The organism is Ruegeria lacuscaerulensis (genome assembly GCF_013034745.1).
Taxonomy (GTDB): Bacteria; Pseudomonadota; Alphaproteobacteria; order Rhodobacterales; family Rhodobacteraceae; genus Ruegeria; species Ruegeria lacuscaerulensis_B.
Genome location: NZ_WQGP01000004.1, coordinates 120,023 through 132,416 on the forward strand (window position 1 = coordinate 120,023; position 12,394 = coordinate 132,416).

At 59.8% G+C, this 12,394-nt stretch carries 12 protein-coding genes; 6 read left to right on the forward strand and 6 right to left on the reverse strand.

Features of this window, described 5'->3' with window-relative positions:
• Positions 1–2: 2 nt before the first annotated feature.
• The gene (locus tag GOV79_RS09110) at positions 3–965 is read right to left on the reverse strand and encodes a sodium-dependent bicarbonate transport family permease (protein WP_170789549.1); all 963 of its coding nucleotides are present in this window, start codon (positions 963–965) and stop codon (positions 3–5) included.
• A 98-nt stretch (positions 966–1,063) separates the two neighbouring features.
• Here GOV79_RS09110 and GOV79_RS09115 point away from each other — a divergent pair, with 98 nt between their 5' ends.
• Entirely contained in the window at positions 1,064–1,981 is a 918-nt protein-coding gene (locus GOV79_RS09115) for a hydrogen peroxide-inducible genes activator (protein WP_170789550.1), read from the forward strand.
• Between the two features lie 52 nt (positions 1,982–2,033).
• On the opposite strand, the gene GOV79_RS09120 is transcribed toward GOV79_RS09115, so the two are convergent.
• Positions 2,034–2,939, reverse strand: coding sequence for a LysR family transcriptional regulator (locus tag GOV79_RS09120; protein ID WP_170772843.1), 906 nt, complete (start codon positions 2,937–2,939; stop codon positions 2,034–2,036).
• A 283-nt stretch (positions 2,940–3,222) separates the two neighbouring features.
• Entirely contained in the window at positions 3,223–5,250 is a 2,028-nt protein-coding gene (locus tag GOV79_RS09125; protein WP_170789551.1) for an NADPH-dependent 2,4-dienoyl-CoA reductase, read from the reverse strand.
• 138 nt (positions 5,251–5,388) lie between these two features.
• Here GOV79_RS09125 and GOV79_RS09130 point away from each other — a divergent pair, with 138 nt between their 5' ends.
• The 3 genes from GOV79_RS09130 to GOV79_RS09140 all read left to right on the forward strand — a co-directional run bounded on the left by GOV79_RS09130 (position 5,389) and on the right by GOV79_RS09140 (position 8,164).
• Positions 5,389–5,874: an RNA pyrophosphohydrolase gene (locus GOV79_RS09130; protein ID WP_170789552.1), complete on the forward strand. Its 486-nt coding sequence runs from the start codon at positions 5,389–5,391 to the stop codon at positions 5,872–5,874.
• A gap of 80 nt (positions 5,875–5,954) precedes the next feature.
• The gene (locus tag GOV79_RS09135) at positions 5,955–7,328 is read left to right on the forward strand and encodes a radical SAM protein (RefSeq protein ID WP_170789553.1); all 1,374 of its coding nucleotides are present in this window, start codon (positions 5,955–5,957) and stop codon (positions 7,326–7,328) included.
• Positions 7,325–8,164 carry a DUF547 domain-containing protein gene (locus GOV79_RS09140; protein WP_170789554.1) on the forward strand — a complete coding sequence of 280 codons (840 nt, stop codon included), beginning with the start codon at positions 7,325–7,327 and terminating at the stop codon, positions 8,162–8,164. The genes GOV79_RS09135 and GOV79_RS09140 overlap by 4 nt, the downstream gene beginning before the upstream one ends.
• A 48-nt stretch (positions 8,165–8,212) precedes the next feature.
• Here GOV79_RS09140 and GOV79_RS09145 read toward each other — a convergent pair whose 3' ends face one another.
• Both GOV79_RS09145 and nth read right to left on the reverse strand, forming a co-directional pair.
• Positions 8,213–9,202: an adenosine kinase gene (locus GOV79_RS09145; protein ID WP_170789555.1), complete on the reverse strand. Its 990-nt coding sequence runs from the start codon at positions 9,200–9,202 to the stop codon at positions 8,213–8,215.
• The gene (gene nth / locus GOV79_RS09150) at positions 9,199–9,843 is read right to left on the reverse strand and encodes an endonuclease III (RefSeq protein ID WP_170772829.1); all 645 of its coding nucleotides are present in this window, start codon (positions 9,841–9,843) and stop codon (positions 9,199–9,201) included. Before nth ends, GOV79_RS09145 begins: the two co-directional genes overlap by 4 nt.
• A gap of 116 nt (positions 9,844–9,959) precedes the next feature.
• Between nth and GOV79_RS09155 the strand changes: the two genes are divergently transcribed.
• Together GOV79_RS09155 and GOV79_RS09160 are read left to right on the forward strand one after the other, a co-directional pair.
• Positions 9,960–10,802 carry a bifunctional helix-turn-helix domain-containing protein/methylated-DNA--[protein]-cysteine S-methyltransferase gene (locus GOV79_RS09155; protein ID WP_170789556.1) on the forward strand — a complete coding sequence of 281 codons (843 nt, stop codon included), beginning with the start codon at positions 9,960–9,962 and terminating at the stop codon, positions 10,800–10,802.
• A gap of 163 nt (positions 10,803–10,965) precedes the next feature.
• Complete coding sequence (locus GOV79_RS09160; protein WP_170355987.1) at positions 10,966–11,616, forward strand: peroxiredoxin; 651 nt, start codon at positions 10,966–10,968, stop codon at positions 11,614–11,616.
• A 38-nt stretch (positions 11,617–11,654) separates the two neighbouring features.
• Here GOV79_RS09160 and GOV79_RS09165 read toward each other — a convergent pair whose 3' ends face one another.
• Positions 11,655–12,377, reverse strand: a complete 723-nt coding sequence (locus GOV79_RS09165; RefSeq protein WP_170789557.1) for a glycosyltransferase family 25 protein — start codon at positions 12,375–12,377, stop codon at positions 11,655–11,657.
• Positions 12,378–12,394 lie beyond the last annotated feature (17 nt).

Here is a 12,394-nt window from a genome sequence, read left to right on the forward strand (position 1 = left end):
GCCTACATCACCCACCAAAGATAAAGCGGCAGGCCAACGGTGATGTTGAACGGGAAGGACACGCCCAGAGACAGGGTCAGGTAAATCCCGGATTCCGCCTTGGGCAGGGCGATTTTCATGGCCGCAGGCACCGCTATATACGAGGCCGAGGCGGACAGAACCATCAACAGGAACAGGCTGCCTTCGGACAGACCGATCAGCGCGCCCACGGCCCAGGCCATCATCGCGCCGATCAGGGGCATCAGGACCCCAAAGGCGAACAGGCCGACCGACAGCTTGTCGCGATTGCTCAGTAGGCTGCGCCCCGCCGACAGACCCATATCAAGCAGGAACAGGCACAAAATCCCGGTAAATGGCGTCACGATGAAGGGCGCAATCATCTGCATCCCCTGACCGCCGGTGATAGCCCCGATCAGGAACGCTCCGGTCAGCAGAACGATGGAGCCGTTGGCCAGTAGGTCACGCCACAACCCGTCAGCCCTTACGCCATTGCCATTGGACCGGTGTGCCAGCCAAAGGGCGGACAGGATGGCCGGAACCTCCATCGCGGCGGCGACGGCGACCATGAACCCGTCATGACTTAACCCGACAAGGTCCAACAGACTGGTCGCTGTCACAAAGGTCACAATCGAGATCGAGCCGTAATGCCCTGCAACCGCGGCTGCGTTCAGGCTGTCCAACCGTGTCATCACTCGCAACAGCCCGAAAGCAACGAAGGGGATGGCAAAGGACAGCGCCACCCCGCCCAGAAGCGTCAGGAACAGGTCCATGTGGATGCCGTGCTCGGCCAGGTTGCTGCCGCCTTTGAACCCGATGGCAAGAAGCAGGTAGAGCGACATGAACTTGGCCGCGCCCGCCGGGATGGACAGATCACTGCGCACAAACGCGGCCACCAGCCCCAAGGCAAAAAACAAAATGGTGGGCACCAGCAGATTGCTGGACAGAGTTTCTAGTACGCTGGGCATTTACGGCTCCTTTTCCGGCGGTCCGGGGCCTAGTGCCTTGCAGAATTGAATCAGCCCAATATTATCTTTCTAACAACTGGATAGTTTGGAACTATGAAATGCGACCCACCCTGCGCCAGCTGGAATATATCGTCGCGGTCAGTCGCTTGGGCAGGTTCGGGCTGGCTGCTGACGTTCTCAATGTCAGTCAGCCCAGCCTCTCGGCGCAAATTGCGACGGTAGAACAAGAGCTTGGCTTGCGTATCTTTGAACGGGACCGGGGCGGGGTACAGGTTACAGCGCGGGGCGAGGAGTTCATTGCCCGCGCTCAGAAAATCCTGGCCGAGGTACAGGACCTGCGCCATGCGATGACCAGCGATACCCCTGTCGGAGGGCGGCTGCGGTTGGGTGTATTGCCGTCGATTGGGCCCTACCTGTTGCCGCAAGTCATCAAGCATGTGCACCAGGAACGGCCCGGATTGCGCATCGTCGTGCGCGAAGAAAACACCCGAGACCTTGAGCAGGGATTGAAATCCGGCCGGTTCGACATGATCATTTCAACCCCCGAAGATCACCCCAATACGCTGCAACAACGCCTGTTCAACGAAACGCTCTGGATTGGGGTGGCCGTGGACGACGTACTGGCGCGCGATCTGCACGGGGTCACAGCCGAGGATTTGCGCGACCGTCTGATCCTGACTTTGGACCAAAGCCACCGTCTGTCCCGGATCGTCTATGCGCTGGCGGCGGAATGCGGAGGCGTGGTATCCGATGAATACGAGGGCACGACACTGGATTCTATCGTGCTAATGGCAGCCTCGGGGGTGGGGGCTGCGGTTTTGCCCGATCTCTATGCAAGGCGGCAGGGTATTTACCGAGACGAGGTGCGTCTGCGCCCTTTGACGATCCCCAACGCCAACCGCGATATCGCGCTGTTGTCGCGGCGCGGGGAAGCCGCCCTGCCCGGACAAAACATCCTGATCCAATCCCTGCGCACCGTTGCCAAGGGCATGGGGCTGTCGGTCTTCATGGAATAAAAAAAGACCCGCACAATTGTGTGCGGGCCGTTCAGTCTTCACCGGGGAGAAATTACCAATCCATCGGGCCCTTGTCGTTGAAGGACTCGACCAGAAAATCAATGAATGCACGCACCTTGGGCTGTGTGAAACGGCCCGGAGGGTACACTGCATAGACGCCCTGCAACTCATCAGGCAGCGACGGCATTGCATCCAGAACCTTGCCGCTTTTCAGCGCGTCAGCGTACAGATAGCTGGGCAGATGCGCGATCCCAAGGCCCGAGATCGCTGCGTTCAGCAGGGACTGCCCGTCATTCACGCTCAGCCAGCCGGCGGTACGGACCTGACGCTTTTCGCCCGATGGCGCGGTCAGTTTCCACACGTTGCCGGAAGATTGGCTGGAGTAATGCAGCAGCTTGTGCTCGTTCAGATCGTCGATCTTTTGGGGGCGGCCATATTTGTCGATGTAACTGGGGGCCGCGACCATCCGTTTCACGGTTTCGGTCAGTTTGCGGGCGCGCAGGGTGCTGTCTTCCAACTCACCAATACGCACGGCCACGTCGAACCCTTCCGAGATCAGCTCAACATACCGGTTGTTCAGCACCATGTTCACGGTGATATCGGGATAGGCCGACAGGAATTCCGACAGGACCGGAGACAGATGATTCACGCCAAAATCCGTGGCCACACTGATGCGCAACAGGCCCGAAGGCGCGGATTGCATCGACGTCACCAGCGCATCAGCCTCGCCTGCGTCATTCAGCACACGGCGCGCGCGGTCATAGTAGGCCAAACCGATTTCCGTAGGCGACACGCGTCGCGTTGTGCGGTTCAAAAGACGGGCGCCCAGACGCGCCTCGAGGCTCGAGACGTGCTTGGACACGGCCGATTTGGAGATGCCCATTTTCTTGGCCGCATCTGTGAAGCCACCTTGGTCCACCACATTGGCAAAGGCTTCCATTTCGGTCAGTCTGTCCATACTCGTACCCCAAGTCTTGGTTCGTTGACTGACCTTGGCGCTCAATCTGGGCGGAAACTGGGCAGACATGGGATAATATCAGGGATTTAATCTGGATCGTTTGCGGATAGGAAACGTGGAAACGGTGGTTTCTAAATTCGCCACAAACCCGAAAACTATGGGGTTTTACCGGCAGCATTACACATATGTTAATCTGAGGATGGCAAATTTGTGACCGTTGAACGTGTCACCAAAGCCATTTTTTCGTTGCGGCGCAGGCCCGGCGCGAACCGGGCCCGATGCCTCAAAAAGTCGCCGCCAGACGTGTGCCTTGATTAATTGCGCGTTTGGCATCCAACTCTGCCGCCACATCCGCCCCGCCGATCACGTGCGGAGTTATACCGCGTTCGATCAGCGCATCCGCGAGGCTGCGTTCGGAAACCTGACCCGAGCATAGAACAATCGTGTCCGCCGCAATCACGGTTGGGTCGGCGCGCTCTTCGCCAAAGCTTACATGCAGGCCATCATCGTCGATGCGTTCATAGTTCACACCGCCGACGAAATTGACGTCTTTCATCTTCAGCGTCGCGCGGTGAATCCAGCCGGTTGTTTTACCCAGACCTTTGCCATGCGCCTGTTTCTTGCGCTGTAGCAGCGTGACCTGACGCGCAGGCGCTGCCGGTTGCGGTCCTTCGGGCGCCAGGCCCGAGCGATGCTCGGCGGGGTCGGTGACGCCCCATTCTTTCATCCATGCGGGCAGGTCAGTGGTGATGCTATGGCCGTCCTCCAGCAGGAATTCGGACACGTCAAACCCGATGCCTCCTGCGCCGATCACGGCGACGGATTTGCCGACCTCGGCCTTGTGGCGCAGCACGTCGATATAGTCGATCACATTGTCCCGATCCTGCCCCGCAATCTGCGGATCGCGCGGGGTGACGCCCGTGGCGATGACAACTTCGTCAAAGCCGGTCAGGTCGTCGGCCGTGACCTCGCGGTTCAGTTCAACCTTCACGCCGAGATCCGCGATCATGGTGCGGAACCAATCGACCAACCCCCAGAACTCTTCCTTCCCGGGCACCTGTTTGGCCATGTTTAACTGCCCGCCGATCTCACCAGCGCGGTCGAACAAGGTGACATCATGGCCGCGCTGGGCGGCGGTCATGGCGGTGGACAGGCCGGCAGGGCCTGCACCGACGATGGCTATGGTTTTCAGTGTACCGGCTTTGCCGATCACCAGCTCGGTTTCGTGACAGGCGCGCGGGTTCACCAGACAGGATGTCAGTTTGCCGCCGAATGTATGATCCAGACAGGCTTGGTTACAGGCGATGCAGGGCGCGATCTGTGCCGATTTGCCGTCCATCGCCTTGGCGACGAAATCCGCATCCGCCAGCATCGGGCGCGCCAGTGACACCATGTCGGCGCAGCCGGTGGACAGAACCTCTTCGGCGACTTCGGGCGTGTTGATCCGGTTCGAGGTAATCACCGGAATGCTCACCTTGCCCATCAGCTTTTTAGTAACCCACGCAAAAGCTGCGCGCGGCACGGATGTGGCGATGGTCGGAATCCGCGCCTCATGCCAGCCGATGCCGGTGTTGATGATCGTGGCTCCCGCTTGTTCAACCCGTTTCGCCAGTTCGACAACCTCATCATGGGTGGAGCCATTGGGCACAAGGTCGATCATCGACAGGCGGTAGATGATAATGAAATCACGGCCCACGGCCTCGCGCGTGCGGCGCACGATTTCAATCGGCAGGCGCATCCGGTTCTCATACGAGCCGCCCCAGCGATCTTCGCGCTTGTTGGTGTGGGTCACGAGGAACTGGTTAATGAAATAGCCTTCCGATCCCATGATTTCGACCCCGTCATAGCCCGCCTTTTGGGCCAGCTTGGCGGCGTTGACGATGTCGCTGATCTGTTTCTCGATCCCGTCTTCGTCCAGCTCATTGGGCGGGAAGGGCGAGATGGGTGATTTCACCGGGCTGGGCGCCACGCATTTGGGGCCATAGGCATAGCGACCCGCATGCAGGATCTGCATGGCGATCTTGCCGCCTGCCTCATGCACACGCTGGGTCACGATGGAGTGGTTTTCGACGTCCTTCTCGGTGGTCATCATCGACGCGCCGGGCAGGACCGAGCCTTCGAGGTTCGGGCCAATCCCGCCCGTCACCATCAGCCCTACTTCGCCGCGGGCACGGTCAGCATAGAATTCTGCCACGCGGTTCCAGTCGCCGGTCTCTTCCAGACCGGTATGCATCGAGCCCATCAGGACCCGGTTTTTCAGAGTGGTAAAGCCCAGATCCAGCGGGGCCAGCATGTTTGGGTACGCAGTCATGGTAACTCTCCCTCCCGAATTCTTTGTCGTTAGATTGACGTTTGCGTCAACATTGTCACGCGAAACCTTGCGTCACGGTCTTTGCTGTCCTGACAGCACTTGATACAGACAAGGCGTGACAGGAAAAAGAGGCCGCGCATGACCCCCGATGAAATCGCCAATCTGCCCTATCGGCCCTGCGTCGGGCTAATGCTGATGAACGCTCAAGGTCATATCTTTGTCGGCCAGCGCAATGACCGCCACGCCGATGCCTGGCAGATGCCGCAGGGTGGGGTAGACAAAGGCGAAGACCCGCGCGATGCGGCCCTGCGAGAGCTGTGGGAAGAGACGGGTGTGACCGCTGATCTGGTCGAGGTCGTGGCCGAAACTCCCGGCTGGCTGCCCTACGATCTGCCCCATGACATCGTGCCCAAGATTTGGAAAGGCCGCTATCGCGGGCAAGAGCAGAAATGGTTCCTGCTACGTTTCACGGGCCGTGACGATCAGATCAATATCGACACCGATCATCCCGAGTTCACCCGCTGGAAATGGCAGGAGCCCTCACGCTTGGTTGAAGAAATCGTACCCTTCAAGCGCGATGTCTACGCGCAGGTGGTTGCAGCATTCAGCGCATTTCTGCGGTAGGAGCGCGCTTCACTCACCCTGCGACAACTTGCCGTGAGGGAGCATAGTTCGGGCCACACGGCATCTCTAGCTTGGTCCGCATGAGAGATACCGCGCACAGCCCCCCCGCCATCGTCCCTGCAGGTCGCAAGTTCATCGGTTCCGACCGCCGCGCGCCTCTGCGCGAGGGTTTGCAGGGCTGTGGCGAATACCATGCCGGGCAAACGGCGGGGCGGTTCTATCCCATCGCATGCGTTGCGCTGGAGGTCACGCAAAGGTGCAATCTGGATTGCACGCTGTGTTACCTCTCGGACCGGGCCGAGATGACCTATGACCCTCCTCTGTCGGTTCTGTTTGCGCGGTTGAAGACGATTCAAAGCCACTATGGCACCGGGGTGTCGGTACAGTTGACTGGCGGTGATCCGACCCTGCGCAAGATCGAGGATCTTGAGGCGCTGTGCCGGGAAATCCGCCGTTTGGGTATGCGGTCCTGTCTGATGACAAACGGGATTCGCGCCAGCCGCGCCAAGTTGATGCGGTTGGCAGCGGCGGGGCTGAACGACGTGGCCTTTCATGTGGACATGACGCAAGAGCGTAAGGGGTTCACCTCGGAAGAAGAGCTGAACACCGTCCGCCGCGCCTATATCCGCCGGGCGCGGGGATTGGGGCTGCGTATTCTGTTCAACACCACGGTGTTTGCCGGTAATTTCGGCGAACTGCCCATGCTGGCGCGGTATCTGCGGGATCGACCCGAAGTGGCGTTTGTCTCGTTCCAGATGCAGGCCGATACCGGGCGCGGCGTGTTGCGCGAACGGCCCGAGATGATCACGCAGGACAGTGTCGCGCGCGCGGTCGAGGAAGGCTATGGGACGCCGCTGCATTTCGGCACGGCGGCTGTGGGCCATTCCAAATGCAACCGTTACGCCAGCGTCCTGACGGCCGGAGGGCGCGCGGTCTCGCTATTGTCTAACCAAAGCTTGGTGCATCGGGTGATGACAGCGCTGGAAGGGGTGGACGACAATCAGGACGCCCATATCCGTATTCGCCCCAAGGTTGGGCGCATGATCCGACGACATCCGCTGCTGGCCCTGCGCGCATTGGGGCAACTTGGGCTGAGCGTCGCTTGTCTGGGTACTGGCGTGCTACGTGGCCCGGTGCGGCGGCAAGCGGTGTTCATTCACAATTTCATGGCGGCAGATCAGTTGGACGAAGACCGCTGCGCCTCGTGCGTGTTCATGGTGGCTACGGCGAACGGGCCGCTTTCGATGTGTGTCCATAACGCGCAGCGCGACATGCATCTGACCAGCCCTGACCGGATTGACGGGCCGACCGGTCCAAGCTGGTGGAACGCTGCCGTTCCGCGTCTGTCCAATGGCCCGGACCTGCCCGAACTGAGCGATCCGGCGCTTGCTCCGATGAAACGGCTGAAAGGGCAGATGCGCGCCCTGCGCCAGTCCCGAAAGGATGCCTCATGAGACGTCTGCTGATCCTGCTGTTGCTGCCCCTGCTTGCGGCTTGTGCCAGTGTCGAACGACTGGCCCTTCCCGCGCCCGAACCTTTGGCGAACAGCGCCCTGACCCGCGCTGCCCAACCGCCCGGAGAGCGTGTTGATCACCGCGACTGGACCACCTTTCTGAACCGCTATGTCGCGCCTGATGCGCAGGGGGTGAACCGGGTGGCTTACGGGCAGGTCTCGGCCGACGACAAAGCACGTTTGGACGGGTATATCGAAGATTTGCAAGCAGTGGACCCTGCGGCGCTGACCCGTGATCAACAGCTGGCCTATTGGATCAACATGTATAACGCGGTGACGGTGGATGTGATCCTTGAGAACTACCCCGTCGCCTCGATCCGCGACATCAAGGACGGGCCGCTGTCAATCGGGCCGTGGAACCGGCCCATAGTGACGGTCGCCGGGCAGAGCTTAACCCTGAACGAGATCGAACACCGCATCATCCGCCCTGAATTCAACGAGCCGCGCATTCATTATGCCCTGAACTGTGCCGCTGTGGGCTGCCCCAATCTCATGGACCGCGCCTGGCTGGCCGAGACGCTGGAGCGTGATTTTGCCGCCGCCGAACACGCCTATATCAACGACCCGCGTGGCGTGCGGTTTAATGACAATGGCGGGCTGATCCTGTCCAAGATCTTCATCTGGTTCCGAGAGGATTTCGGACCGAACGAACAGGCGGTTCTAACCTATGTCCGAACGGTCGCCGACCCCGATCTGGAAGCGCGGCTGCAAGATGTGTCCCGTGTCAGTGCCTATAGTTATGACTGGGCACTGAACGACGCGGCGGCGGGGTCGTAAAAAAGCTGCGCCAAGGTCATCTGGGTGCCCTCGGCGCTACTCAGCGACTTACAGCAAGCCTTCGGCGCGCAGCAATTCCTGCATATTCGCTTCTGGCCTTGGGCCGATATGGCTGATCACTTCGCGGGCGCAGACATTTCCGATCTTGGCGCAGGTCTCGTAATCGCGCCCTGTGGCCATACCGAACAGGAACCCAGCGGCGAACTGATCGCCCGCGCCGGTGGCGTCCACGGGCACAACCTTTTCCACCGGCACGTCCACCCGCTGACCATCGAACAAAACCGAGACGCCATCACCCGACCGGGTGCATACGACCAGAGGGCAAATCGCGGCGGTTTTGGCCAGAGCATCCTTGAGATCATCGGTTTCGAACAGCGATTTGATCTCGGCCTCGTTGCCGATCACGAAATCCAGCTCGTTCTCGATCAGCAGCAGGAAATCGACCCGGTGACGTTCCACGCAGAACGGGTCGGAAATGGCGATCCCCGCCTTGCCGCCGCCCTTGTGACAGGTGCGCGCGGCCTCAAGAAACGCGGCTTTGCCCTTTTCCTTGTCGAACAGATACCCCTCAAGGAACATGATTTGGCTGTTGCCTGACACATCCTCGGACACGTCCTGTGATGACAGTTCCGAGGAAATGCCCAGATAGGTGTTCATTGACCGTTCGCCGTCGGGCGAGACAAAGATCATCGAGCGTGAGGTCGGCAGCTCGCCACCCGACACCGGCGGGTTGACGAAATCGACGCCGTCCTCGTTCATCGCATCCGCATAGAACCGCCCCAGCGCGTCGTCATGCACCCGGCCAATGAATGCCGCATCCAGTCCCAGTGCCCCGGCACCAGCGATGGTATTCGCGACCGAGCCGCCGGGCGTCTGCACGCGCCCCTCCATCGAGGCATACAGCACTTCGCCGCGCTCCTGCTCGATCAGTTGCATGATGCCCTTTTCGATGCCCATCAGTTCCAGAAAGCTGTCATCGGCCTGGGAGATCACGTCCACAACGGCATTTCCGATACCGGTGAGCTGGTAGGTTTTCATAGGGTCTTGTCCTCAAATTCGCAGAGATCGCGGATGATACAGGTTCCGCATTGGGGTTTGCGCGCCTTGCAGTGATAGCGACCATGCAGGATCAGCCAGTGATGCGCGTGCAGTTGGAAATCGGCGGGAATATTGTCTTCGATGGCGCGCTCGACGGCATCTACGGTCTTGCCGGGACAAATGCCGGTGCGGTTGCCGACGCGGAAGATATGGGTGTCGACCGCCTGCGCCGGTTGCCGCCACCACATGTTCAGAACCACATTGGCCGTCTTGCGCCCGACACCGGGCAGCGATTGTAGCGCGGCACGGGAATTGGGCACTTCGCCGCCATAGTCTTCGACCAGAATGCGGCTGAGTTTGATGACGTTCTTGGCCTTCTGGCGGAACAGGCCAATGGTCTTGATATGCTCGGTCAGGCCCTCTTCGCCCAAATCCAGCATCTTTTGCGGTGTGTCGGCGATTTTGAACAGCTCGCGCGTGGCTTTGTTAACGCCCGCATCGGTGGCCTGCGCCGATAGCGCCACGGCCACGACCAGAGTATAGACGTTCACATGATCCAGCTCGCCCTTGGGTTCGGGGTCGGCGTCCTGAAAACGCGTAAAGATCTCGCGGATCGTGTGGTAATCGAGTTGCTTTGCCATCCGGGCCTTAATGCCGCCCGCAGGCGCATGACACAAGCCCAAAGCCAATGCGCATGTTTCGGGTCGCGGTGGCGTGGCGCGCGGGATATGGTCCGGGGCAGCAGATGAGGTGAGTTATGAACGTCCAGACCCCCGAAAGCGGATACCACTACAACGTCATGCGCCGCGCGATCGAGCTGATTGATCAGGGCGGCGAATCCCTGTCGCTGGACGAACTGGCCCGCCAGATGGACATGAGCCCCGCGCATTTTCAACGCCTGTTCTCACGCTGGACCGGGGTATCGCCGAAACGCTATCAGCAATATCTGACGCTGGGCCACGCCAAGGCCTTGCTGCACGAGCGGTTCACCACGCTGGAGACCGCGCATAACGTGGGGCTGTCCGGAAGCGGCCGTCTGCATGACCTGTTCCTGAAATGGGAATCCATGAGCCCCGGCGAATACGCCCGCAAAGGCGCGGGCCTGACGATTTACTGGGGCTGGTTCGATTGCCCCTTCGGCCCGACGTTGGTGATGGGCACCGACAAAGGGATTTGCGGTATGGCCTTTGGCGCAGAAACCGGCGAAGCGGCGGCAATGGAGGATATGACCTCGCGCTGGCCCAAAGCCAGCTACATCGAGAATGCCGAAAAGCTGCGCCCATGGGTCGAGGCGTCGTTTGGCGCGACCCGGTCTGAAACCCCTCTGCACCTGATCGGTTCCCCGCTGCAGATCAAAGTGTGGGAGGCGCTGATGCACATTCCTTCGGGGCAAGTCACGACCTATTCCGAGATCGCGCAACGGGTGGGGTCCCCGCAGGCGGTGCGGGCCGTGGGTACGGCCGTTGGGCGCAACCCGGTCAGTTGGTTGATCCCATGCCACCGGGCGTTGCGCAAGTCTGGCGGGCTAGGGGGCTATCATTGGGGCCTGCCCGTCAAGCGCGCCATGCTGGCTTATGAGGCCGCGCAGGCCGAGGCCTGAGACAGGCGCGCCGCGTTTTTGTTGGGGCGAATTCCTGAATTTCAGGATAATATCGTGATACGTGAATTTTGAGCGATCCCTCAAAGAACGGTTTAACTTACACACAAAGTGATTAAATTCGCATCAGCCTGCCAGGCTGACCAACAGGAGAAGGAGACGCATTATGGGCTTGCGCATCAACGACACCGTCCCAAATTTCACCGCAGAAACGGATCAGGGCACCATTCAGTTCCACGACTGGATCGGTGACAGCTGGGCTATTCTGTTCTCGCACCCCAAGGACTTCACTCCTGTCTGCACCACCGAGTTTTCTGCCGTGGCGCAACTGAATGACGAATGGGCGGCACGCAACACCAAGGTTTTGGGCGTGTCGGTCGATGGTGTGGAAGACCACAAGAAGTGGAAGAAAGACATCGAGGCCTATGGCAATGCCAATCCCGGTTTCCCGATCATTGCCGACGACGGACTTGCGGTCTCGAAAGCCTTCGACATGTTGCCTGCCGAAGCTTATCTGCCCGATGGCCGCACCCCGGCGGACAGTGCCACCGTGCGTTCTGTGTTCATCATCGGCCCGGACAAGCAGTTGAAGCTGTCGATGACCTATCCGATGACCGTGGGTCGCAATTTTGCGGAAATCCTACGCGCGCTGGACGGTCTGCAAATGAGCAGCAAGGGCGTCGCAACGCCGGCCAACTGGGTGCCCGGTGAAGACGTGATCATCCCGCCTGCGGTGTCGAACGAGGAGGCCAAGGAGAAATTTGGCGAGTTCGAAACGATCTTCCCTTATCTGCGCAAAACCAAAGCGCCGAGCTAAGAAACAACAAAGCGGGGCATCAGGCCCCGCTTTTTCGTTCAGCAAGCCGGCTTTTGCGGATGGCTGTGCAGATAGGCGCGATAAGCTGCGCGCTTGAACTCGCGGGTCAGTTTGTCGCTCAGCGGAGGACGAGTCTGGATTGTGGACCCACCGATTTCGCCAGCCACTTCCTGATTGCCACTGCCCTGAAGCGACAGGATTGGTTGGCCGGTTAGCCAGTGCATTTGCAGGAACGTATCCACAGGGCGGTCGATCTTGTCAGTTGCGGCCAAAAGCCGTTCTGCCGCGCGGCGCCCGACAAGCTGGCACACACATTGCAACCCGATCACCTTTGGCAGGATCAGACGCTGATCATTGGTTTTGGCCAGCACTTGCGCCGCAACTTCGCGTTGTTTTACGGGAATGCGGATATAGTGCTCGGGCGTAGCAAAGGCCGCCAACATCTTTAGCGCTTTGGCCATGCGAATGGGGTCAATGCGCAGGTCATCTTCGGTGATGATGGCCATATCGATCTTTTCGTCCACCAGTTTGCGCCAAAGACGACGATGGCTTTCGAACACCCCGATCTCCGCAGGGCGCAATTTAAACGGGTATTCTGGATGGTGCAAATTGCCGGGAAACAGCGCAACATCGGCGATCTGCGCCGGGTCGCGACCGTTTACCGCTTCGAATAATTCCGCGTTCGGAAGGTCGCTGCAAAGTTTCTCGGCATTGGGTCGCCGCGCGGCACTAGAGGACATATGGATGACGAAAGATCGCATGTCCTCGTGCATAGAGC

Excerpts from the sequence above, each read along its gene's own strand:
- GOV79_RS09110 (WP_170789549.1), bottom strand. The coding sequence starts at position 965 with ATGCCCAGCGTACTAGAAACTCTGTCCAGCAATCTGCTGGTGCCCACC.
- GOV79_RS09115 (WP_170789550.1), top strand. The coding sequence starts at position 1,064 with ATGCGACCCACCCTGCGCCAGCTGGAATATATCGTCGCGGTCAGTCGC.
- GOV79_RS09120 (WP_170772843.1), bottom strand. The coding sequence starts at position 2,939 with ATGGACAGACTGACCGAAATGGAAGCCTTTGCCAATGTGGTGGACCAA.
- GOV79_RS09125 (WP_170789551.1), bottom strand. The coding sequence starts at position 5,250 with ATGACTGCGTACCCAAACATGCTGGCCCCGCTGGATCTGGGCTTTACC.
- GOV79_RS09130 (WP_170789552.1), top strand. The coding sequence starts at position 5,389 with ATGACCCCCGATGAAATCGCCAATCTGCCCTATCGGCCCTGCGTCGGG.
- GOV79_RS09135 (WP_170789553.1), top strand. The coding sequence starts at position 5,955 with ATGAGAGATACCGCGCACAGCCCCCCCGCCATCGTCCCTGCAGGTCGC.
- GOV79_RS09140 (WP_170789554.1), top strand. The coding sequence starts at position 7,325 with ATGAGACGTCTGCTGATCCTGCTGTTGCTGCCCCTGCTTGCGGCTTGT.
- GOV79_RS09145 (WP_170789555.1), bottom strand. The coding sequence starts at position 9,202 with ATGAAAACCTACCAGCTCACCGGTATCGGAAATGCCGTTGTGGACGTG.
- nth (WP_170772829.1), bottom strand. The coding sequence starts at position 9,843 with ATGGCAAAGCAACTCGATTACCACACGATCCGCGAGATCTTTACGCGT.
- GOV79_RS09155 (WP_170789556.1), top strand. The coding sequence starts at position 9,960 with ATGAACGTCCAGACCCCCGAAAGCGGATACCACTACAACGTCATGCGC.
- GOV79_RS09160 (WP_170355987.1), top strand. The coding sequence starts at position 10,966 with ATGGGCTTGCGCATCAACGACACCGTCCCAAATTTCACCGCAGAAACG.
- GOV79_RS09165 (WP_170789557.1), bottom strand. The coding sequence starts at position 12,377 with ATGCGATCTTTCGTCATCCATATGTCCTCTAGTGCCGCGCGGCGACCC.